The sequence below is a fragment of the Croceibacterium atlanticum genome, from assembly GCF_001008165.2.
Classification (GTDB): domain Bacteria; phylum Pseudomonadota; class Alphaproteobacteria; order Sphingomonadales; family Sphingomonadaceae; genus Croceibacterium_C; species Croceibacterium_C atlanticum.
In genome coordinates this window covers 141394-163679 of sequence record NZ_CP011452.2, presented here as the reverse complement: position 1 = coordinate 163679, position 22286 = coordinate 141394, and the positions used below count along the sequence as shown (strand labels likewise).

The window sequence follows — 22286 nt, the reverse complement described above, 5'->3', positions numbered from 1 at the left end:
CCGCTCGGCGCTTCCCTCATGGCCCGACCGGATAGGTACGTCTCTACGTACCTCCTCCCTGAACCTTGGCCGCCTCGTGCAATGCACGGGGCGGTTTTTTCTTGGCTGTTTGCCCGCCTCCGCCGCTATTCCGCGGCTTGCGGCACGCTCCGCCCTGCGGCCAGAACCGAGGACAAGCGCCGCACCAGCCCGGCCAGGTCGCGCACCACGGCGGCCATCCCCTTGCCCGGTTCACGCATCTGCGAATCGAGATAAGCCGTGCGGCAGACCTCGATCTGCATCGCATGGAACGATCGGGCCGGCGCGGAATGCCGGTCAAGCACGTAACCGCCGGCATATGGCCTGTTATGCGCCGCCCGCCGGCCGATAGCCGTGAAATAATCGAAAGCCATTGCCGCCAGCACCGAATCGCAGGAACTTCCGAACCTGTCGCCGATCACGAAATCGGGCGCCGCGTCGGGCCCTCGTTTGGGGCCGAGCGGAGGCATCGAATGGAGATCGAGCAGGAGGACCGAACCCCACTGATCCCGCAGCCGTTCCAATGCGGATTCCAGCGTCGAATGATAGCTGCGATGGACGTGCTCTATCCGCGCATCCAGCTCTTGGGCCGTCATGCGCCTCCTCCACAGCTCGCCCATTCCCGGCAGGCGGCGGGGCACGAGGCCGAGGCCGCTGCGCGCCCTTTGCCCGGCCGCAAGGCGAACCCTGCCTTCCGGCGCACCGCCGGCGACCATGTCCCAATCCATATCGTCGGGCGCGCGGTTGAGATCGATCATCGCGCGCGGCGCATGGGCAATCAGTAGCGTCGCCCCCGTCTCCCGCGAGATTGCTTCCGCCAGCAAATCGGTAAAGCGATCCTCCAGCCTGAGGCTGGCCGTGCCGGCATTGCGCATCCGGCCGGCCAGATCGGCCGGATAGATCCGCCCGCCATGCGGGGCGGCAATCAGCACCGGCACGGGCGCCGGATCGCAACGCGTGATTGACCAGGCCGGCTGGCCCGCTGTTCCGGGGATCCGGCCGCCACGCTCCCTACGCGAATCGCGCGCCGGAATTTCGCCATTCACCATCCACAGATAGCTGGCCCGGATTGCCGCCTGTGTCAAAGCTGGGCACTGCCGAGACTCATCGAGATTCTTGACGCTGGTCCGATTATGCGGGGTCCGACACCGACAAACAGGGAAAGACACGATGATCCGCATCCTGCTGGCCGAAGACGATGACGCAATGCGGACCTATCTCGCGCGTGCCCTGGAAAAGGCGGGCTATTCGGTGGTCGCCGTGGATCGCGGCACTGCTGCCCTGCCCCTGCTGGAAGTCGAACGCTTCGACCTGTTGCTGTCGGACATCGTGATGCCGGAAATGGACGGGATCGAACTGGCCCAGCGTTGTGCCGATCTCAGCCCGACTACCCGCGTGATGTTCATCACCGGATTCGCGGCTGTCACCTTGCGCGAAAACCGCCACACGCCGCAGGCCAAGATGCTTTCCAAGCCCTTCCACCTGAAAGACCTGGTGATGGAAGTGGAACGCATCTTCGAAGAAGAAGCGATGGCCTCTCACCGATAGTCGAAATGCAGGCTTGATAAGCGCCGGCAGCGGCGCTAATGGGCCCGCCTGCCGAGCGATCTTCGCATCCTCGGCAGTCCGGAATGGATCGGGCGTATAGCTCAGTGGTAGAGCACTGTGTTGACATCGCAGGGGTCGGAAGTTCAACTCTTCCTACGCCCACCATTCGAAAACCCCGCAAAGCCTCGGCTTTGCGGGGTTTTTCGTTGCCTGAAGCGATTTCAGACACGGCCGCGGATCAGGATGATCGGACGCTCCGCTGAAATGTGTGCTGGAGAAAACCGAAAAAGGGTTTCAGCCTCGATCGGACACCGCCCTTACACCATGCAATGGCATTTTACCGATCGCGCCAGCATGAATCACCACCCGCAATTCATCGCCCAGGAGCTCTCCTTCGCAGCGCAAGGTCATCCTGATCGGCTTGGTCAGATCCATCTTCCAGCTGATCCGGGCCCCATCCACCCTGCCTTCCAGGAATTCCAGCGTGCCGGTATTGCTTTCACTCGTGCCGGTGAAGCTCTGCCCGTCATCGGCCATGACGAAGGTGAGCGTGCTGTCCTGGACGCCGATGGGCGTCTTCGTCTTGCAGATGAACACACCGTCGAGATTCATAGGGCCTCCTGCTTCGCCGGGCGCCCAGCCGAATTCTGGAAGCGGCGCGCCGGATACGGCGATAACCGCCCTCCCTCACCTCGCCAATATCAGGCTACGCCCTGGAACCGGATTGGGTCAGAATGGCACCATCATCAGCGCTCTGGCTTCTGCTTCTTCACTCCGCGCGAAATCCGGCTAGGGAAAGCGAGTGCACAGGACACAGATTCCAACTCCGCTGAAAGCGATTGAGACATGCTGGGAAGAAACCTTCCCGGATCTGGAATTCCTTCCCGATATTCCCTGGTGCGAAACTGGCGCCGATTCGCTGAAGAGCGTCCTCTTCATGCTCCATCTGGAGCAATTGCTCGGCATTTCGATCCCTCTGGACAATCTCACCCGGGATACGACGCCGCGCGAACTGGCCTCGGCCATTGCGGACATCTCCAGCCCGAGTTCCGAAAATGCGCCGATATTTCTTCTGCCAGGCATGCTCGGTGACGAGCCGCGCCTGGTGGCATTCCGCCAATCCTTCACCGACAGGATCAGGTTTCACCTTCTGAACCTGCCGGATATTGAACGCAGCAGCAGGGTACTTTCAAGCATTCCCCTCAGCGCAGCGATACTGAGGGAAGAGATCGAGAAATTGCAGCCCCAAGGGCCCATCCGGCTGGCGGGCTACAGCGTGGGCGGCGTGATAGCGTTCGAAATCGCCACGCAGTTGGAGGCAGCAGGCCGCGAAGTCACTTTCCTGTGCTTGCTCGATCCATTTCTTCGGATTCGGCTGCACAAACCCCTGATCGATGAAGCGGGGCAACAAAGCCCTATCCTGTTTGCCCGCGATTCCCTCACCGTTCCGAAAGGCGCAAAGGCGCTGGGGGAGAAACTGGCGTTCACCCTGCCGCTCCTGTTCGGCAGGCTGGAAAGCGCGCGCCGCCATCTGGTGAAGGTTGCACGGACCATTCCCCTGGGCACCCTCTATTGGCGCCGACAGCGGCTGATCGGGCGCTTGCGATGGATTGCGCTGCGCAGATGGCGCGCATCACCCCTGGGCATTCCAGCTCTGCTTATCTCCAGCGATGAAGCCGAAACGCATTTCGATGTTGAGGAATGGGATCGCCTGCTACCCGCGCTGCAACGCATCCATGTGGGCGGAACGCATCTGGGATTGTTCGAACCGCAACCATTATCCGTGATCACTCCGGCGGTGACCGAAGCCCTCCTCCCCAAATCATGAGCGGGAATACCGCAGAAGGCCAGGTCGGCAGCGCGGCCTTCTGGTCCTATGCCGGCGCCTTTGCCGAACGGGGTCTGCGATTTGCGGTCTTCGTGGTCATCGCCCGGTTTGTGCTCCCCGAAGAATTCGGCATCGTGGTTCTGGCCGGGCTGATCCTCAGCCTGTTCCAGGATTTTTCGCAAATCGGGATGAACGAAGCGCTGGTACGGCGGAAGGACGTCGACTCGCTGACTTTCGACAGCGTTTTCTGGTTCCTGATCGCCATCAGCGGCGTGGCAACGCTGATCTACCTGACCGGCGTCATGCTGTTCGTGGATAGGGAGAATCAGGCGCTATTGTGGATCGTCCTGCTGTCCCTGGCGCCGGCGCTGCCTATCTCTTCGCTGGGCAGCGTGCATCACGCCCACCTGCTACGTGATCTCGGTTTCAAGGAGCTCACCCTGCGGATCGTCGGGGCGAGCCTTGCATCGGGCGTGATCGCGATCCTGCTGGCACTGGCCGGCTGGGGGATCTGGGCACTTGTCGCCAAGAGCCTGCTGCAGGCGTTGTTCCAGACGGCACTATTGTGGTTTTTCTGCGATTGGCGCCCGTCACTGCGGTTTTCATACGAGAAGCTTCGACCGCTCATGCCCGACAGTCTTCGGCTTCTGGGTTCAGGCGCCCTCACCCAGTTCAACCAGAAAGGTTTCGACTTCGCCGCCGGGCTGCTTCTCAGTGCGGCTGCGCTGGGCATCCTGCGAGTGGCCGGGCAGACGATCCTGCTTCTGATTGAACTTACGATCGGCCCGATGACGATGGCCGCATTCGCGATCCTCTCCCGCTATCCGGACGATCCGGTGGTCGGCCGCAGGACATTCGCCCTGCTTACCAAATCGACCGCACTGCTGGTCTATCCATCCTTCTTCGGCCTCGCCGCGATTGCGGACCTGTTGTTGCCCTGGGTCTTCGGCGAACAATGGGGCCAGGCATCCGCTTTCGTCCAGCTTCTGGCCCTGCTCGCCCTGCCGGTTCACCTGCAATTGCTGCTGATGGCGGCCTTCTTCGCGGCGGGACGCACCGACCGCATGCTGCATTGGCAAATCGCGCTTTCCGGGGCCACTGCGCTAGGCATTGCCATCGGCACGCCTTTCGGCCTGTGGGGACTGGCCATCGCGACCGTCGCGCATTTCTATATCCTGCTTCCGCTGGGATTATGGTGGATGCAACGCGACACCTATTTTCAGATCGGCGAGTTGTTCCGTTCGATCTGGCCCAGTTTCCTGTGTGCCGGATTGATGGCGATCGCCGTTCTGGGGGTAAAACCCGCCATCAGCGGGAAGCTGGGCACCCCGCTCGAACTGGCGGTCCTCGTGGCAATCGGTGTGGCCCTGTTTGGCGCCGCGGCGTTGCTGATCGCCCCCGACCTGCTTCGTGCCGGGCTCGATGGTGCCCGCCGCAAGTTCAGGCCAGCATAGCTTCCAGCCGTTTCAGGTCGGGCTTGAAATTGGCCAGCCTCGGAATGGCGTCGAGCATTTCGATGCGGCCCGGCACCATATGTTCCGCGGTGGCCGTTGCAACGGCCCGCCTCAGTTCCGCTGCGGTGGGGGCATCGACAGACTTTTCCGGAACGACATAGGCAACGATCTGTTCGCTGCCACCCGCGCCGATTGCATCCACCACCGCATCCGCCACTCCGCCGCAGGAACGCAACGCGGCTTCCACTGCACCCAGATCCGCCCATTGCCCGCGGATCTTCAATTGGCGGTCCTTGCGACCATGATGTTCGAACAGTCCATCCGGACGAAGACGGACAAGATCGCCCATCGGATATACAAACCAGTCGGGCCTGTCCGGATCCGGCAGGAAGCGCCCCTGGGTCAGTTCACCCTTCTGCCAGCCGCCCCGCGCAAGCATCCCGCGTACCACGAGTTCACCAATCTCTCCGGGACGAACGGAATTGCCGTCTTCGCCAATGATGGCCACCTGTTTGCCGGGGATCAGATAGCCGACCGGGACGCGCCCATCCTCGATCTTGTCCTCCTTGGCGTACCAGGTGAACACCAGGCCGGTTTCGGTGGCGCCCAATGTGATGCTGATGTGGCAATGTTCCGGGAGACTGGACCGCATCAGCGCCATGTCTTCAGGAAGCGTGGCTTCGCCATGCAGATCGAGAATACGCAGGCTGCGCAGCGATTTCTCGATCCCCGGCAGGCCGAACAGCATCCGGATATAGGATGGCACAAAGCTCATGAAGGTGATCTGCTCTTGCTCGATCACCCGCAGGGCTTCCATCAGGCCAGCCCGTTTCACATCGATCAACCGGATTGTCGCACCGGAAATCAGTGCCATGAAGGTATCGCGTGAACCGCCCGATGTGAGCGAGCCCAGCCCGAGAACGATGTCATTCTCGTTGAGATGAAACGTATCGATCGTCTGCGACATGGTAGAGGCATGACGATTGGCGAAAGCCAGCCCCTTGGGCCTTCCCGTGCTGCCCGAAGTAAAAATCACGAACATCGGATCCGCCGGATCGGCAGGGCAATTGATCCGCTCCGCGCCGGTTTCCATCGTCGCATCGACCTTGATCCGCGGCAGATCGGCGGGGATGAAACTGTCATCTACCTTTGCGTTCGCATCCAGCAGCAGCAGTTGGGCCCCGCTCTCCTCGAACAGGGCTCTCTTCCGCTCCAACGGGTGCCCTGCATCCAGCGGCACCAGCGTCCGGCCGACGGCGAAACACGCCAGCACTATGATCGGCGCGGCGGCAGTGCTGCCGACCAGCGATGTGACGACCGCCCCCTTGGGCAGCATCTCGTCGATCTGCCGGGCCAGGCCGTAAACACGGTCCAGAACCTCGGCATAGCTCAGCGACGTCGTTCCGTCATAGATCGCGACCTTATCGGCATAGCGTTCAACGGCCCGTTCAAAGGGTTCGATACCGTGAAAATTCTCTGCCGCTTCCGAGAGGGGGACGTAGCCGATATCTTCCGGCCCGCCGAAATCCATCAGCACGGGCCGCTGGGCAATCCAGTCCACCGCCAGGCCCGAGGGCTCCTCAATCGCTACCGCCATTATCGCCCTCCGAGCGAAATCGATGCCGTGAACAGGATGCTGCGCGGTGCCCCGGCGACATAGCTGGGCAGGCCGAAAGAGACGCTGCCCGTTCCCAGATCGCGGACGTAATCCTGATCGAACAGGTTTTCGATATGGGCCTGCAAGCGCAGCGGGGAATTGTCCGGCTCAAATCCCACATGCAGGGCTGCCAGCGCATAAGGCTGCTGACTTGCCTCGAATGCCAAGGGCCGGAGGAAAGCCCCGGAAAAGGCTGACAGGTCGCCATTGCTGTTGTCGAAATAGACGCGCGAACGCCAGTTCAACGTGGGGGTGGCCGTCAATTCGCCGATACCCAGATCCAGCGCCATATTTGCGCCGAAAGACAGGCTGTGATCGGGGGAAAGGCGCACATGGTTCCCGTCATAAAGCCCGGCGCCGAACCGCGCCCTGGTATAACCATAGGTGGCAAACAGCGTGAATGCGGGCATTACGGCATATCGGGCGGTCAGCTCCGCCCCATGGGAACTTGCCTTCCCCGCATCCATCGAAACGAGCGTGGTGCCTTGCAGAACTTCTGTCTGGAAGTGCCGATAATCGTAATAAAATCCTGCCGCCTCGAGCCTGAACGGCCCAGAGTTGAGCTTGAATCCCAATTCGATGGAATCGACAACTTCGGAAGCGAGATCGCTGAAGCGCGCCTCCCCTCCAGGGCTCAACGGCGGTTGGGTGGAAAGTACTTCGGGACGTCGCCCCCGCGCATAGATCGCGTAGAGATTGAAGTCCGGGCTGGCCTCGTAAATTGCCGATGCGCGCCAGGAAAATCCTCCGGCTTCCAGTTCTCGCTCATCCCGGTTTCCTTCCTGATAAAGCAGACCGAAATTCGGCACCGGATAGCTTGCACTTGCCGGAATATGGGCGGCACCTGGCGCGGCAAGCGCCTGCAACAACGGATCCCTGACGGAAGCGGGCTGCGTCAGCGCGCCGAGAACACCTGCCAGAACGGACCGCTGATAGATGGTAGATTCTATGCCGCTCCGTTTCCTTTCGTCAGTGTAGCGCAGGCCGAGCTCGAACTTCCACCGCTCCGCCGGTTGGAAGACCATGCCAGCAAAGATTTCGCGATACTGATTGTCAGCGCTTCTCAGCAGGCGCTCCGAATGGTCGCCCAACATGTTGTTGGCGAGCGCCAGCGCCAGCGAACCGTCCAGTGCAAAACCGGACGCCGCAGCGATGCCCTGCAATTGCCCGGTCACTGCCGGAGAAGAAGAATAGACCGCCTCTGGCAGCGGTACCGGGTTGGTCCGATCGAGAAATCCGGTCTGCAGGGCCAGCAGATCGCGCTCATCCACCTGCAGCAATATGTCCTGCGATCCGGATTCGTCGGCAAAACTTGCGCCGATGAAGGCGCTCAGGCCATCCGCAGGCTGGTAATGCAACCGCAAATCACCGCTCCACTGCCGGTTTTCCGACTCTTCTCCGGTAGTCGCGGTATCGAAGGCAAAGCCGTCCACATCACCGGCAAACTGCGCACGGAACCTGTTCCACGCGCCGATTGCGGAAATCTTCCACCCTTCCCCGATTGGCTGTTCGTAGAGCAGCGTCATGCCTTCAAGCTTGCGCCTGCCCCCGAGGCGTTCATCGGGAAATCCCGGCGCCGTATCAAGAAAGGCAGGGCTCGACGGATCGAGATCTCCCAGCGGAGTGCCGGTGACTGGATCGGTGGGCGCGAATACACCCGATTTGTAGGAAAGGCCGCTGAAACGGTCCCATTGGGCATTGCCCAGAAGGTCGATCTTGCCGCCCGATGCCAGATCGAAATGCAGGCTGCCGCGCAGGGCGCGGGCGCGGTTGCCGTTCAGCTTTGCCCCACCGGCCAGGTTGCGCACATAGCCATCGCGGTTTCTGGCCAGTCCGGCGATCCGCAATGCCGAACTGCCGGATAGCGTCAGATTGACCACGCCCTGGGCCAGATAGGCCCCCAGATTTCCGCCGCCGACCGTGCCAGTGACATCGAAATCCGCAGGATCGGCCTTGTTCTGGATGATGCTGACCGCGCCTGTAAGGGCGCTCCTGCCGAAAAGCGTGGATTGTGGGCCCTTCAGAACCTCGACACGTTCGATATCGAACAGTTCGAACATGGCCGATTGCGGGCGCGACACATAGACCCCGTCCCGATAGACCGAGACGCGCGGTTCCGCCGAAAGATCGGCCGTATCGCTGCTGATGCCACGAATGACTATACTGGGCGTCGTCGGATACTGACTCTCGACATAGAAGCCGGGCACGAATGGCGCGATTTCGCGCAAGTCATGCAGATCCCTCGCCCCAATCTCCTCGTCGGAAAAGGTCTGAAGCGAAATCGGAACATCTTCGCTCGCTTCCCGGCGCCCCTGCGCAGTTACAATGATCGCGCCCTCATCCAGGGACAGGTCATCCTGCGCGTAAGCCGGCAATGGCGAAACGAGGACACAGGCAAATGTCCCCAGAAAAAGGCGAATTTGATGCAAGTAACCCCCGATGGTTCGACCCCGCGAATACGAAGGATTAAAAGCGGCTAATCCTTGTGACCAGCTGGAACCTGAGGTCGATCTATCTTAGGACACCCGTGAATCTGGATTGAGGGGCTGGCTTGTACACGATCGACGAACTCACCGAGAAACTGCAACTCGCTCTCGCCCATAATCCGGTAGGCCGCTCTCTGCTCATAGATATGGGCGATGAAGGCGTGATCCGGGCGGAAGGCCTGGTCGTCACAAATGAGCGGCAGGAGGCAGAATGCACGCTGAAAGTGAGCAAGGCCAATCTCGATGCAATCCTGCGCGGTGATCTGGATATGGTCGAAGCGGCAAATGATGGCCGGATCGAAGTGATCGACGATCCCAGCGCTGCCATTGCCATGCAGCCGGTTCTCTTCGCGGCCTGGCTCGACTCCTGAACCATGGCTCGTTCGGGCATGTCTGCAATGCGGCTCGCTCGGCTGACCGCCAAATTGCAGGCGCTGATCGACTGCGACGAAATTCCCGGCGCCGTGGCGCTGATCTTGCGCCACGGCGAAGAAGCCCATTGTGACGTGCTGGGTTCGATCGATGGCCAGGGCACACCCATGCGGCGGGATGCACTTTGGCGCCTCGGTTCGATGACCAAGGTCGTCACCAGCATTGCCGCGCTGATCCTTATGGAAGAAGGTAAGCTGCGCCTTTCTGACAGGATAGATCAATGGCTGGCCGAATTGCGGGGGCAGAGGGTGCTGCAGAAACCCAACGGCTCGCTGGAGGATGTCTGTGCGCCGATACGGCCGATCACGGTCGAAGATCTTCTTACGCACCGGGCGGGATTTCCCAGCTATGCTCTGCCGCAGGGGCCAGCGGCGCGAATGGCGCAATCGCTGATGGCGGGATCATCCATGCGGCCCGACATCGGCGTGGATGAATGGCTCGGCAAACTGGCGGAAATTCCGCTGATCCACCAACCCGGCGAGCGGATGGTGATGGGCTTTTCCAGCGATGTACTCGCCATCCTGATCCAGAGGGTTGCCGGCCTTCCCTTCGAACAATTCCTGCAAGAGCGGATATTCGGGCCGCTGGGTATGTCCGATACCGTGTTCTGGGCGGATGAAAGCCGGATCGGGCGCCTGGGGCCAGCCTATTCCATCAACTGGCTGACCGGAAAGAAAATCCTGCAGGATCCCGGCCCCGGTGGTTATTTCAGCCGCCCGCCGGCGCATCCTTCGGGCGGAGGCGGGCTGGTCTCCACGGCGGATGATTTTGCGCGCCTGGGCACCATGCTTCTGCGGATGGGGCGCTGTGAAGATGGCCGTATCCTGTCCCGCAAGACGGTGGAATTGATGACTACCGACTTCCTTACCGCCGAACAGCGCGCCCAACCCTATTTCGGCTACCCCTACTGGCGTGATCGCGGCTTCGGCCTTGGTGTTTTCATCACTGATAACATTGCCGCACGCGGCGGCCCCGTTTCTGTCGGCCAATATGGCTGGCGCGGGGCCTTCGGCACCTACTGGTTCAACGATCCGCAAGAGGACCTGGTGGCGGTGCTCATGCTGCCCGTCTCCTGGCCAGCAGTGATCCCCCAACCCCTGGCTGACTTCGAAACGCTGGTTTACCAGGCAATCGACGACTGAGCGGCGCCGACACTCAGGATCATCCCCCTCACTTTGCGCCGGAAAGACGAGAGGCCGGATGGAACGCAGCCGCCTCACCCCTCCGTTTTGGATGCAACATGCCCGTGCGGATTGGCTGGCACGCGAAGAATCCCGTAACATTCATGCCCGGCGAAAAATGCAGGCCGGGGAATTTGGCCATGAACGTGAAGGGTTTTCGCAATTTGGCGCACCGCCTTGCGCTCGACTGTCACGCTGCCTAAGAGGCGGCGCATTCTCGCGAAACAAAAGCAGCAGGATTCCTACCGCATGGCGAAGATCAAAGTCGTAAACCCGGTCGTTGAAATCGACGGCGACGAGATGACGCGGATCATCTGGAAATGGATCCGCGAACGGCTGATCCTTCCCTATCTGGATGTCGATCTGAAATATTACGATCTGTCCATCCAGAAGCGGGACGAGACGGACGACCAGATCACGGTCGATGCCGCGAACGCGATCAAGGAACATGGCGTCGGCGTGAAATGCGCCACGATCACGCCGGATGAAGCCCGGGTCGAGGAATTCGATCTCAAGCACATGTATCGTTCGCCCAACGGCACGATCCGCAACATCCTGGGCGGCGTGGTCTTCCGCGAACCGATCGTGATCGACAATGTGCCGCGCCTGGTGCCGGGCTGGACCGATCCGATCGTGGTCGGCCGCCATGCCTTTGGCGATCAGTACCGCGCGACCGATTTCCTCGTCCCCGGACCCGGCAAGCTGCGTCTGGTGTTCGAAGGCGATGACGGTGAAGTGATCGACCGCGAAGTATTCCAGTTCCCGAGCTCGGGCGTCGCGATGTCGATGTACAATCTCGACGATTCGATCCGCGATTTCGCACGGGCGAGCTTCAATTACGGGCTCGATCGCGGCTGGCCGGTCTATCTTTCCACCAAGAACACGATCATCAAGGCCTATGATGGCCGGTTCAAGGATCTGTTCCAGGAAGTGTTCGACACGGAAGGCTTCAAGGAGAAGTTCGAAGCCGCGAAGATCACTTACGAACATCGCCTGATCGACGATATGGTTGCCGCCGCGCTGAAGTGGAGCGGCAAGTTCGTCTGGGCCTGCAAGAACTATGACGGCGACGTGCAGTCCGACGTCGTGGCACAGGGCTTCGGTTCGCTGGGCCTGATGACTTCGGTCCTCATGTCGCCCGACGGGAAGACGGTGGAAGCCGAAGCCGCCCACGGCACCGTGACCCGCCATTATCGCCAGCACCAGCAGGGCAAGGCGACGAGCACCAACCCGATCGCCAGCATCTTCGCCTGGACGCGCGGCCTGATGTATCGCGGCCGTTTCGACAACACGCCCGATGTGGTCCGCTTTGCCGAAACGCTGGAAAAGGTCTGCATCCACTGCGTCGAAAACGGCAAGATGACCAAGGATCTCGCTTTGCTCATCGGCCCGGACCAGAGCTGGATGACGACCGAACAGTTCTTCGAAGCGATTGTCGAAGGGCTCGAAAAGGAAATGGCGAACTGGGCCTGATCGGGCCCGGCTGGCCTCATTTCGTATGACCAAGGCCCGCCTGGAGATTAGACAGGCCGCACCGGGCGACGTGGCGTCTATCGCCGCGCTCGTCCGGCGCGCTTATGAGGATCTGCCGCCCTACAAGCACAGCGAATTGCGCGGGCAGATCAATAATTACCCCGAAGGCTGCTTCATCGCGGTGCTGGACGGCAAGGTCGTCGGTTACTGCGCATCGATGCGTATTTCGGGCAATATCGCGCTCAAGCCGCATAGCTGGGACGAGATTACCGGCAATGGCTATGGCTCGCGCCATGATCCCAAGGGTGACTGGCTGTATGGCTATGAGATGTGCGTCGATCCCAAGACGCGCGGCACCCGGATCGGCCGCCGCCTGTACGAAGAACGCCGCCGCCTTGCCGAACGGCTGGAGCTGAAAGGGATCGCCTTTGGCGGCCGTATGCCCAACCTCAAGCGCGTGTGGCGCCGGGTGGATGGGCCGCAGGACTATCTCGACCGTGTGATTTCCGGGAAACAGCCCGATCCCGTGCTGCGTTTCCAGCTGGCCAACGGTTTCGAGCCGATCGGCATCCTCAAGAACTATCTGCCGGAAGACCAGCGGTCCAAGGCCTATGCCGTGCACATGATCTGGCGCAATCCGTTCGTCGATCAGGAAGACAGCCCGCAGCACCGCGTGCCGCGCGGCGTGGAAAGCGTCCGCCTCGCCACGTGCCAGCTACAGGCGCGGGCGGTGAAGGATTTCGACGAATTTCTCGGCCATGTCGAATATTTCGTCGACGTGGCAGCCGATTACGAATCGGACTTCATACTGTTTCCCGAACTCTTCACGCTCATGCTGCTGAGCGCGGAGGACGAGGAACTATCGTCGATTGAAGCGATCGAGGCACTGAGCCGCTACACGCCGAGGATCCGCAAGGCGCTTTCGGAAATGGCGCTCAAATACAATATCAACATCGTCGGCGGCTCTCACCCGACGCGTATGCCGGACGGGGACATTCACAATGTCGCCTATGTCTGCCTGCGCGACGGCTCCATCCATGAACAGGAGAAGATCCACCCGACGCCGAACGAAGCCTATTGGTGGAATATCAAGGGCGGCGATTCAATCGACGTAATCCAGACCGATTGCGGCCCGATTGGCGTAACCATCTGCTATGACAGCGAATTCCCCGAATTGACCCGCCGCCTGGTGGATGAAGGGGCCCGGATCATCTTCGTGCCGTTCTGCACGGACAGCAGGCAGGGTTATATGCGGGTGCGTTATTGCGCGGCCGCCCGCGCGATCGAAAACCAGTGTTTCATGGTGCTCAGCGGCAATGTCGGCAATCTGCCCAATGTCGCGAATATGGATATCCAATATGCGCAGAGCTGCATCCTGACGCCCTGCGATTTCCCCTTCGCGCGCGACGGGATCGCCGCCGAAGCCACTGAAAATGTGGAAACGCTGACCATCAGCGATGTGAACCTGGCCGATATCGCCTGGGCCCGCGCGGAAGGCACGGTGAAGAACCTGGCGGACCGAAGGTTCGATCTCTACCGGATCGAATGGGAAGAAGGCACCGCCGCGGGTGCGGGGCCGCACGGGCTGGCCCCGACCGCGAAGGGCGGCCCCGGCGGCGGTTAAGCCGCGCTGCGGGCCGTTCCCGGCATCGACTTCGCCGTCACCTTGCTCACCACGTAAATGGCCAGCCAGGCGGCGATGAAGCCCGGAATGATTTCATAAATGCCCGTGCTGTCGCCAACGCCCAGCCCGATCCATCCGATAACCACCAATGCCCCCGTCACCAGCCCTGCAACCGCGCCGGCGCCGGTCATTTTCTTCCAGGTGAGCGACAGGGTGATCAGCGGGCCGAACGCCGCGCCGAAACCTGCCCAGGCATTGGACACCAGGCCCAGCACCTTGCTGTCCGGATCGCTGGCGATGAAGATCGCGGCAAGCGAAACCAGCAGCACGCAGATGCGGCCGATATTCACCATCTCCTTTTCGCTGGCATCGTCGCGAATGAACAGGCGGTAGAAATCCTCCGTCAGGGAACTGGATGAAACCAGCAGCTGCGAACTGATCGTGCTCATGATCGCCGCCAGCAGCGCGGCCAGCAGGAAGCCCGTGACGAAGGGGTGGAACAATGTGTTGGCCAGCAGGATGAAGATCGTTTCGGAATCTTCCAGCGTAAGCCCGTTCGCCACCACATGGGCACGGCCGGCAAGGCCAACGCCCAGCGCGCCGATCAGGGCCACCAGCATCCAGCTCATGCCGATATTGCGGGCGGTCTTTATGCCGCCATCCCGCACCGCCATGAACCGCACGATGATATGCGGCTGCCCGAAATAGCCGAGCCCCCAGGCAATCGCCGACAGGAAGCCGATGGTGGACAAGCCGCCGAACCAGCTGAGAAAGTTCGGGTCCACGCCATCGAGGATGGAGGCGACATTCCCCGCTCCGCCCTCACCCATGATCACGACCAGCGGCATCACCACCAGCGCGACGACCATGATGCAGCCCTGCACGAAATCGGTCAGGCTGACGGCGAGGAAGCCGCCGACCATGGTATAGGCCAGCACGACCAGCGCCGTCAGCCAGACGCCCGCCGTATAGGGGCTGAGCCCCCAGACCTGCCCGTCGATAAAGGTGGATTCGAACAGCTTGCCGCCGCCGACAAGGCCCGCCGCGCTGTAAACGGTGAAAAACACCACGATGATGATGGCGGAAATCAGCCGCAGGGCGATTGCCTTGTCCGGGAAGCGATTGGAAAGGAATTCGGGGATGGTCAGGGCATTGCCGTACTGGACCGTCTGTTCGCGCAGACGTGGGGCAACCACGATCCAGTTGATCAACGCGCCGATGAACAGGCCGATGCCGATCCAGGCTTCCACCAGTCCCGACAGATAGAGCGCGCCCGGCAGGCCAAGCAGGAGCCAGCCGGACATGTCGGAAGCACCGGCGGACAATGCGGCCACGGCGGGATGCAATTGCCTCCCCCCCAGGAGATAGCCTTCGCTGTCTTCCGTCGACTTGCGCCAAGCATAAAGTCCTATGCCCAGCATGAGGATGAAATAAAGGGCGAGTGAAATCATTGTGGCTGTCTGCATGGGCGCCATACATACCGACACAGACCTCTATGTCACCCGCCTGCCGGGAATGAGCAAGGTTCCAAGCCTATTTACCGCCTCTGCCATCCGAAGTTGTCGAATCCCGGTATTCTCTGACATAAAGCCCGACAATGCATTCCGAAACGATATCTCCCATCATGTCGGACGCGCTGGTGATCCTCGGTGCCGCGGGCATCGTGATCCCCGTTTTTGCGCGTTTCCGCATCACGCCCGTCATCGGCTTCATCCTGGTCGGGCTGCTGGTCGGCCCGTTCGGGCTGGGCCGCATGGTCTATGACTATGAATGGCTGACCTGGATAACGATCAGCGATCCCGAACGGCTCGATCCCTTCGCTGAATTCGGTATTGTGCTGCTGTTGTTCTCCATCGGGCTGGAACTGTCGTTCAACAGGCTGTGGAACATGCGCAAGCTCGTCTTCGGATTGGGCGCGCTGGAACTGATCATCACAGCCACGCTGATCGGATCTTTCCTTTCCATGCTGGGGCAATACTGGACCGGCGCCCTCGGGCTTGGCCTGGCGCTGGCCCTGTCCTCCACCGCGCTGGTGCTGCCCATGGCGGGAACGCAATCGCCAGTCGGACGTGCGGCCCTGTCCATGCTGCTGTTCGAAGATATCGCCATCGTGCCGATCATCTTCATGCTGGGCGCACTGGCACCCTATGCGCAGAGCGACGGCGTGGATAATCTGATCGATACGATCTGGATGGGGCTGGTGGTCGTCATCGGGATGATGATCGTGGGACGCTATGCCCTGCCCCGATTATTTGCGCAGGCCGCCCGGACCAAGAGCCCGGAAGTATTCCTGGCCGCTTCCCTGCTGGTGGTAATCGGCGCCAGCCTCGCCACCGGCGTGGTCGGCCTGTCCCCCATCGTGGGAGCTCTGGTTGCCGGGCTGCTGATCGCGGAAACCGAATATCACGCCGAAGTTGAAGGGATCATGGAACCCTTCAAGGGGCTGGCGCTGGGCATCTTCCTGATTACCGTGGGCATGGGGATCGATCTCGCCACGATCTGGCAGAATCTCGGTATGATCACCATGGCCGTCGTCGGCGTGCTGGTGCTGAAAGCCGTCGTCACGGCCGTATTGCTGCGCCTGATGGGCGCACGGCGCAGCACCGCGACGGAAACGGGCATATTGATGGCCAGCCCTTCCGAAACCACGCTGATCGTGCTGGCCGCGGCCACCGATGCCCTGCTGATCCAGCCCGGCACCGCCCAGTTCTGGCAGATTGTCACCGCCATCGGCCTGACCGTAACGCCGCTGCTCGCCATGCTCGGCCGCCATCTCGGCCGCCAGGTGGAACCGATTGCCGAAATCGACGATACTGGCGTGGATACGGATCAGCCGCCCGTAATCATCATCGGCTGCGGCCGTGTCGGCCGGCTCGTCGCACAGATGCTGACCGCGCATGGCAAGCCCTATGTCGCGATCGATTCAAATACGGATTTGATCGAAGCCTGCAAACGCGAGGGCTATAACGCCGTATTCGGCAATGCCGCGCGGGTGGACGCGCTGGACAAGCTCGGCGTGGAACGCACGCCTGCCGTCATCCTGACCATGGACGAACCTGTTCTGGCCCAGCGTATCACCAAGAAATTGCGCGCCGCCTATCCCGATCTGCCCATTATCGCGCGTGCCCGCGACACGATCCATGCAGCGGAACTCTACAGGGCCGGGGCCAGCACGGCTGTTCCGGAAACACTGGAAAGCTCGCTGCAACTTTCCGAAGCGGTGCTGGTGGATCTGGGCGTGGCGGTTGGTCCCGTTATCGCATCGATCCACGCGAAGCGGGACGAATTCCGCGAGAGGATCATGGAAGGCGGAGCTTTGGAAGAGAAACCGAAGCTCCGCACCTCGACTGCCGACGCAGCCTGAAAAGCAGGACCGATTGCCGGAGCTGAGCGTTTGCTTCTCCGAGAGGAGAAAGAAAATGGCTGACGCGAAACAACGTCCTGACGGCACACCCGATCAGAAACCGCAAAACCAGACCGGTGCGAACAAGGGCCCGATCAAGGCCCCCCAAAGAGATGGCCATTCCGTGCGGGGCGAGGATCTGCCGCGCGGCAGCGAAGGCGATGTCCGCCGCGCGAGCCAGAACCGCTAGCTTCCCGGAGCCGAAAGCTATTCGGCGGGCACCTGCTCGCCGGCCAATATCGCCCTGACGGCGGCGAGCGCTTCTTCCGCCTTGCCACCGTCCGGGCCACCGCCTTGCGCCATGTCGGCGCGGCCACCGCCGCCCTTCCCGCCCAAAGCCGCGACGCCGGCCTGAACCAGCTTCACTGCATCGAAACGATCGACAAGATCATCCGTCACCCCCACGGCAAACGCGGCCCTGCCCTCGTTCACGGCAACTATCGCGGCAATGCCGGAGGTCATGCGCTTCTTGGCTTCGTCCAGCAGGCCGCGTAATTCCTTGGGATTCATCCCTTCCAGAACCTGGCCGGAAAAGCTGACACCGCCCACTTCCTCGTCCGCCGCGCCCTGCGCCGAACCGCCGCCACCGAGAGCGAGCTGCTTCTTCGTTTCGGCCAGTTCCTTTTCGAGCCGCTTGCGCTCATCCACCAGGGCAGCAACCCGCGTCTCGACGTCTTCAGGCACAGTCTTGAGCGTTGCGGCTACTGATTTCAGCGCTTCTTCGCGGTTCACGATCCAGCGTCGGGCCGCTTCACCGGTCAATGCCTCGATCCGGCGCACGCCGGAGGATACAGCGCCTTCGGAAATGATGCGGAACAGGCCAATATCGCCCGTGGCGCGCACATGGGTGCCGCCACACAATTCGACCGAATAATTGCGGCCGCTGCCCTGCCAGTCCTGCCGACCCATCGACAGGACGCGCACTTCCTCGCCATATTTTTCGCCGAACAAGGCCATGGCGCCGGCTTCGATCGCATCGTCGGGCGTCATCAAGCGCGTGACGACCTCTTCATTATTGCGAATCTCGGCATTCACTTCGGCTTCGATCGCGGCGATTTCTTCCTGCGACAGCGGCTTGGGATGCGAGAAATCGAAGCGCAGCCGGTCTTCCGCGACCAGTGAACCTTTCTGCGTCACATGCTCGCCCAGATGATTGCGCAGGGCAGCGTGGAGCAAATGCGTGGCGGAATGGTTCGCCTTGATGCGTTCGCGCCGTTCAGCGTCAACTTTCAGATGGACAGTGTCGCCCACGGCGATGCTGCCGCTTTCGATCTTGCCATGATGAGCGTGCAGACGGCCCAATGGCTTGGTCGTATCGCTGACCGCAATCGACAAGCGCTTGTCACCCGTGATCGTGCCGGTGTCGCCGTCCTGGCCGCCGCTTTCGCCATAGAACGGCGTCTGATTGGTCAGCACCACCACTTCGCTGCCGGCATCGGCGCGGTCGACTTCCTTGCCATCCACCACCAGGGCCACAACGCGGCCTTCGCCTTCGGTCGAGGCATAGCCGGTGAATTCGGTCGAACCTTCACGCTCGGCAATATCGAACCAGAGTTCCTGATCTGCCGCCGCGCCGGAACCCTTCCAGGCTGCCCGCGCCGCCGCCTTCTGCTGGGCCATGGCTTCATCGAAACCGGCACGGTCCACTTCGATGCCGCGCGGGCGCAATGCGTCCACTGTCAGGTCATAGGGGAAGCCGTAAGTGTCATAGAGCTTGAAGGCAGTCTCGCCCGGCAGGCGGGCACCTTCGCCCATATCGTCGGTTGCTTCATCAAGCAGGCGCAGGCCCTTGTCCAGCGTCTGGCGGAAACGGGTTTCTTCCCGCTCCAGCACTTCGGAAATCAACGCCTGTGCGCGCGGCAGTTCCGGATAGGCGGCGCCCATTTCCCCGACCAGGGCCGGGACAAGGCGGTGCATCAGGGGCTCTTTCGCGCCGAGCAGATGCGCATGGCGCATGGCACGGCGCATGATCCGGCGGAGCACGTAACCGCGCCCTTCATTGGAAGGCAGCACGCCATCGGCGATCAGGAAACTGGTGGACCGCAGATGGTCGGCAATCACGCGGTGGCTGGCTTGCTGTTCGCCTTCCGCCTTCGTGCGGGTCAATTCTTCGCTGGCCTGGATCAGTTCGAGGAAACTGTCCGTGTCGAAGACATTGTGAACGCCCTGAAGCACGGTCGAAATACGCTCCAGCCCCATGCCGGTATCGATGCTGGGGCGCGGCAAATCGCCGATGATCTGGTCATTTTCCTGCATGTGCTGCATGAAAACGAGATTCCAGATTTCAACGAAACGATCGCCATCCTCTTCCGGCGATCCCGGCGGGCCACCGGCGATTTCCGGGCCATGATCCCAGAATATCTCCGAACAGGGGCCACAGGGGCCATCGGACCCCATCGCCCAGAAATTGTCCTTGCTGGCGATACGAATGATGCGATCATCCGGCAGCCCGGCAATCTTGCGCCACAGGTCGAACGCTTCGTCATCCGTGTGATAGACGGTGACGAGCAGCCGCTCCGGATCGAGACCGAATTCACCGGTAACCAGCCCCCAGGCCAGTTCAATCGCGCGTTCCTTGAAATAATCGCCGAAACTGAAATTGCCGAGCATTTCGAACAGGGTCAGGTGCCGGGCGGTATATCCGACATTGTCCAGGTCGTTATGCTTGCCCCCGGCGCGAACGCATTTCTGGCTCGTCGTCGCCCGCGGAGCAGGCGGCGTTTCCAGCCCGGTAAAGACGTTCTTGAACGGGACCATGCCCGCATTCACGAACATCAGCGAGGGATCGTTATAAGGGACCAGAGGCGCCGACGGGCGCACTGCGTGCCCATTGGCAGCGAAATAGTCCAGAAACGTGCGGCGTATATCGTTTGTCGAATGCATCGTGCCTCGCGAATTAGGGCGCATGAACGCCCGCGACAAGGCGATTAAGCCGCAGACTGTGTACGAAGATGGCGATCATGGCCTTATTGGCCGTTGCGGGCGGACACGATCCAGGCTGCCGCGCGCAGCAGAACGATGCCGTCATGGCAGTGTTGTTCCAGCAGACCACGCAAATCGTCGAGGAAGGATTCGCGTTCCTCATCCGCAAGCATGGGCATCATCCGGGCGGCGGGACCAATGGTCGTATAATAGCCCACGGCATCTTCGATCGGGTCCGAACCTGCACCTGCGATCATCCCAAAATCGAATGATTCGAAGGAGATATCATGCCAGCCGCCTTGCAGGAGGATGTTTTCAACATGCTGCCTGTCGGCAAAGGCGAAGGGACCGGGAGCCTTGGGATCACCCGCTTTCTCCTGCCTGGGCAGGAGCTTTCCTATCTCGGTAAAGAAGGAATTTGCGCTGAGGTCGCGAAAGCAGGAAAAGAGCAATGCGGCACCGGGTGCGGCAATGGAGGAAAGATGCGCAAAAGCCGCCACGGGATCTTCAAAAAACATGACGCCGTGGCGTGAAACGAGGAAATCCGGCGCGAATCCTTCTTCCGGCATCCACTGGCTGGCATCGGCCAGTTCAAAACTGGCATTGGGGTGATTGATCCCGCGTTCCCGGGCAGTTTCGATCAGCCGTGGCGAAATATCCACACCCACAACCTTGGCGTGATTCCGGCTCCGGGCGATGGCCAGAGATATTTCCCCGGCGCCACAGCCGATATCCAGCACCTTGTTGAAGTCATGTTCGCGGCTGCGCCGGAGAAGCCGTTCGGTCAACATGCCGAAACTGCGATCCGTGCGGCGCCATTCGGCGGCCCAGCTGTCTCCGGCCTGTCCGGCCCAATCGAACTTGTCGGTCACTGCGTGCCAATCCTCATCCCGGGGCGCGGGCCAGCGCGTATTTCATCCACGCGAACATTAGTGCCAAGTGACGGATTGCGGAAGTACCGAGACGAAACTGCCTCAAACCGATTCACCTGAAGGATGATCGATCGGGTTGCCCCACATAAGGAAGAAGCCGGCACGGGCCCCGTAGGACGCGCAGTGCCGGCTCCGGTTCTGCAAGCGCGTTTGCCCCTCGCCATGCGGGCGCAGCGCTTCTTGAGGATCAGCTGTTGGAGTCCGCGTCCGGCCCCGTCATCATCTCCTCGGCAACCTCGTCGGTGCGGCCGCGAATCGCAGCTTCCAACCGGTCGCAAACTTCGGGATTTTCCTTGAGGTAGTTCTTCGCGTTTTCGCGGCCCTGCCCGATCCGGATGCTGTCATAGCTGAACCAGCTACCCGATTTTTCAACCACACCGGCCTTGACGCCCAGGTCTAGGATTTCGCCGATCTTGGAAATACCTTCGCCATACATGATGTCGAATTCGACCTGCTTGAACGGCGGGGCAACCTTGTTCTTGACCACTTTCACGCGGGTGGAGTTGCCGATGATCTCGTCCCGATCCTTGATCTGGCCGGTGCGGCGGATGTCGAGACGGACCGAGGCATAGAATTTCAACGCATTGCCGCCCGTCGTGGTTTCCGGATTGCCGTACATCACGCCGATCTTCATGCGCAGCTGGTTGATGAAGATCACCATGCATTTGGAGCGGTTGATCGAACCGGTCAGCTTGCGCAGAGACTGGCTCATCAAGCGGGCCTGCAGGCCAACATGGCTATCGCCCATTTCCCCTTCGATTTCAGCGCGCGGCACGAGAGCGGCAACCGAATCGACCACCAGCACGTCGATCGCGTTGGAGCGCACCAGCGTATCGGTGATTTCCAGCGCCTGTTCGCCCGTATCGGGCTGGGAGACGACCAATTCATCGATATCGACGCCCAGCTTGCGGGCATAGACCGGGTCCAGCGCATGTTCGGCGTCGACAAAGGCGGCAGTGCCGCCGGCCTTCTGTGCTTCCGCGATGACATGCAGGGCCAGCGTGGTCTTGCCCGAACTTTCAGGGCCATAGACTTCGATCACGCGGCCCTTGGGCAAACCGCCCACGCCCAGCGCAATGTCCAGGCCGAGGCTGCCGGTGGAAATCGCCTCCACCTGCATGGTTTCCTTCTGGCCCAGCTTCATGGCCGAACCCTTGCCGAATGCGCGATCAATCTGTGCGAGTGCGGCGTCGAGCGCCTTCTGACGGTCCACGTTAGCTTCCTTGCCTTCTACCAGTTTCAGACTCGCCGCCATGACATGGCCTCCGTCAGTTTCCTAGGGTTGCACACCAACTCTTCAACTGGGGCCTTCGTACCCACTTTGTTCC

At 61.1% G+C, this 22286-nt stretch carries 17 protein-coding genes and 1 tRNA gene; 10 read left to right on the top strand and 8 right to left on the bottom strand.

Annotated elements, in window-relative coordinates; all coding sequences use genetic code 11:
* Positions 1–125: 125 nt before the first annotated feature.
* Positions 126–1103, bottom strand: a complete 978-nt coding sequence (locus tag WYH_RS00850; protein ID WP_235979623.1) for an N-formylglutamate amidohydrolase — start codon at positions 1101–1103, stop codon at positions 126–128.
* 85 nt (positions 1104–1188) lie between these two features.
* Here WYH_RS00850 and cpdR point away from each other — a divergent pair, with 85 nt between their 5' ends.
* Positions 1189–1566, top strand: a complete 378-nt coding sequence (gene cpdR / locus WYH_RS00845) for a cell cycle two-component system response regulator CpdR (protein WP_046902320.1) — start codon at positions 1189–1191, stop codon at positions 1564–1566.
* Positions 1567–1656: 90 nt separating this feature from the next.
* A tRNA-Val gene (locus tag WYH_RS00840) sits at positions 1657–1731 on the top strand.
* Positions 1732–1860: 129 nt separating this feature from the next.
* On the opposite strand, the gene WYH_RS00835 is transcribed toward WYH_RS00840, so the two are convergent.
* Positions 1861–2178, bottom strand: coding sequence for a hypothetical protein (locus tag WYH_RS00835; protein ID WP_046902319.1), 318 nt, complete (start codon positions 2176–2178; stop codon positions 1861–1863).
* A gap of 190 nt (positions 2179–2368) precedes the next feature.
* Here WYH_RS00835 and WYH_RS00830 point away from each other — a divergent pair, with 190 nt between their 5' ends.
* Positions 2369–3394: a thioesterase domain-containing protein gene (locus WYH_RS00830; protein WP_046902318.1), complete on the top strand. Its 1026-nt coding sequence runs from the start codon at positions 2369–2371 to the stop codon at positions 3392–3394.
* Positions 3391–4848 carry an oligosaccharide flippase family protein gene (locus tag WYH_RS00825; RefSeq protein WP_046902317.1) on the top strand — a complete coding sequence of 486 codons (1458 nt, stop codon included), beginning with the start codon at positions 3391–3393 and terminating at the stop codon, positions 4846–4848. The genes WYH_RS00830 and WYH_RS00825 overlap by 4 nt, the downstream gene beginning before the upstream one ends.
* Here the strand turns inward: WYH_RS00825 and WYH_RS00820 are convergent.
* Together WYH_RS00820 and WYH_RS00815 are read right to left on the bottom strand one after the other, a co-directional pair.
* Positions 4835–6445 (bottom strand): AMP-binding protein, encoded by a 1611-nt coding sequence (locus tag WYH_RS00820; protein ID WP_046902316.1) that lies wholly within the window; start codon positions 6443–6445, stop codon positions 4835–4837. The two genes, WYH_RS00825 and WYH_RS00820, sit on opposite strands and share 14 nt — an antisense overlap.
* Positions 6445–8934, bottom strand: a complete 2490-nt coding sequence (locus WYH_RS00815; protein ID WP_046902315.1) for a TonB-dependent receptor — start codon at positions 8932–8934, stop codon at positions 6445–6447. The genes WYH_RS00820 and WYH_RS00815 overlap by 1 nt, the downstream gene beginning before the upstream one ends.
* Before the next feature lie 122 nt (positions 8935–9056).
* Between WYH_RS00815 and WYH_RS00810 the strand changes: the two genes are divergently transcribed.
* From WYH_RS00810 to WYH_RS00795, 4 genes are all read left to right on the top strand, one after another.
* Positions 9057–9362 (top strand): hypothetical protein, encoded by a 306-nt coding sequence (locus WYH_RS00810; RefSeq protein WP_046902314.1) that lies wholly within the window; start codon positions 9057–9059, stop codon positions 9360–9362.
* 27 nt (positions 9363–9389) lie between these two features.
* A complete protein-coding gene (locus WYH_RS00805) occupies positions 9390–10565 on the top strand; it encodes a serine hydrolase domain-containing protein (protein WP_053833317.1) in 1176 nt (391 codons plus the stop codon).
* Between the two features lie 288 nt (positions 10566–10853).
* Entirely contained in the window at positions 10854–12077 is a 1224-nt protein-coding gene (locus tag WYH_RS00800) for an NADP-dependent isocitrate dehydrogenase (RefSeq protein WP_046902312.1), read from the top strand.
* 25 nt (positions 12078–12102) lie between these two features.
* Positions 12103–13701 (top strand): carbon-nitrogen hydrolase family protein, encoded by a 1599-nt coding sequence (locus tag WYH_RS00795; RefSeq protein ID WP_082347702.1) that lies wholly within the window; start codon positions 12103–12105, stop codon positions 13699–13701.
* Here WYH_RS00795 and putP read toward each other — a convergent pair.
* Complete coding sequence (gene putP / locus WYH_RS00790) at positions 13698–15167, bottom strand: sodium/proline symporter PutP (protein ID WP_046904669.1); 1470 nt, start codon at positions 15165–15167, stop codon at positions 13698–13700. The genes WYH_RS00795 and putP overlap by 4 nt on opposite strands.
* A gap of 131 nt (positions 15168–15298) precedes the next feature.
* On the opposite strand from putP, the gene WYH_RS00785 reads away from it, so the two are divergent.
* Complete coding sequence (locus WYH_RS00785; RefSeq protein ID WP_046902311.1) at positions 15299–17065, top strand: cation:proton antiporter domain-containing protein; 1767 nt, start codon at positions 15299–15301, stop codon at positions 17063–17065.
* Positions 17066–17120: 55 nt separating this feature from the next.
* Entirely contained in the window at positions 17121–17294 is a 174-nt protein-coding gene (locus tag WYH_RS16730; protein WP_156320028.1) for a hypothetical protein, read from the top strand.
* A gap of 17 nt (positions 17295–17311) precedes the next feature.
* Here WYH_RS16730 and alaS read toward each other — a convergent pair whose 3' ends face one another.
* The 3 genes from alaS to recA all read right to left on the bottom strand — a co-directional run bounded on the left by alaS (position 17312) and on the right by recA (position 22213).
* The gene (gene alaS / locus WYH_RS00780) at positions 17312–19987 is read right to left on the bottom strand and encodes an alanine--tRNA ligase (protein WP_046902310.1); all 2676 of its coding nucleotides are present in this window, start codon (positions 19985–19987) and stop codon (positions 17312–17314) included.
* Positions 19988–20070: 83 nt separating this feature from the next.
* Complete coding sequence (locus WYH_RS00775; protein WP_046902309.1) at positions 20071–20898, bottom strand: class I SAM-dependent methyltransferase; 828 nt, start codon at positions 20896–20898, stop codon at positions 20071–20073.
* A gap of 247 nt (positions 20899–21145) precedes the next feature.
* Positions 21146–22213, bottom strand: a complete 1068-nt coding sequence (gene recA / locus WYH_RS00770) for a recombinase RecA (RefSeq protein ID WP_046902308.1) — start codon at positions 22211–22213, stop codon at positions 21146–21148.
* Between the last annotated feature and the right edge of the window lie 73 nt (positions 22214–22286).

Bases quoted from the DNA above. Each gene is read 5' to 3' on its own strand.
- cpdR (WP_046902320.1), top strand. From the start codon at position 1,189: ATGATCCGCATCCTGCTGGCCGAAGACGATGACGCAATGCGGACCTAT.
- putP (WP_046904669.1), bottom strand. From the start codon at position 15,167: ATGCAGACAGCCACAATGATTTCACTCGCCCTTTATTTCATCCTCATG.
- WYH_RS00835 (WP_046902319.1), bottom strand. From the start codon at position 2,178: ATGAATCTCGACGGTGTGTTCATCTGCAAGACGAAGACGCCCATCGGC.
- WYH_RS00795 (WP_082347702.1), top strand. From the start codon at position 12,103: ATGACCAAGGCCCGCCTGGAGATTAGACAGGCCGCACCGGGCGACGTG.
- WYH_RS00800 (WP_046902312.1), top strand. From the start codon at position 10,854: ATGGCGAAGATCAAAGTCGTAAACCCGGTCGTTGAAATCGACGGCGAC.
- WYH_RS16730 (WP_156320028.1), top strand. From the start codon at position 17,121: ATGGCTGACGCGAAACAACGTCCTGACGGCACACCCGATCAGAAACCG.
- alaS (WP_046902310.1), bottom strand. From the start codon at position 19,987: ATGCATTCGACAAACGATATACGCCGCACGTTTCTGGACTATTTCGCT.
- WYH_RS00820 (WP_046902316.1), bottom strand. From the start codon at position 6,445: ATGGCGGTAGCGATTGAGGAGCCCTCGGGCCTGGCGGTGGACTGGATT.
- recA (WP_046902308.1), bottom strand. From the start codon at position 22,213: ATGGCGGCGAGTCTGAAACTGGTAGAAGGCAAGGAAGCTAACGTGGAC.
- WYH_RS00825 (WP_046902317.1), top strand. From the start codon at position 3,391: ATGAGCGGGAATACCGCAGAAGGCCAGGTCGGCAGCGCGGCCTTCTGG.
- WYH_RS00805 (WP_053833317.1), top strand. From the start codon at position 9,390: ATGCGGCTCGCTCGGCTGACCGCCAAATTGCAGGCGCTGATCGACTGC.
- WYH_RS00785 (WP_046902311.1), top strand. From the start codon at position 15,299: ATGCATTCCGAAACGATATCTCCCATCATGTCGGACGCGCTGGTGATC.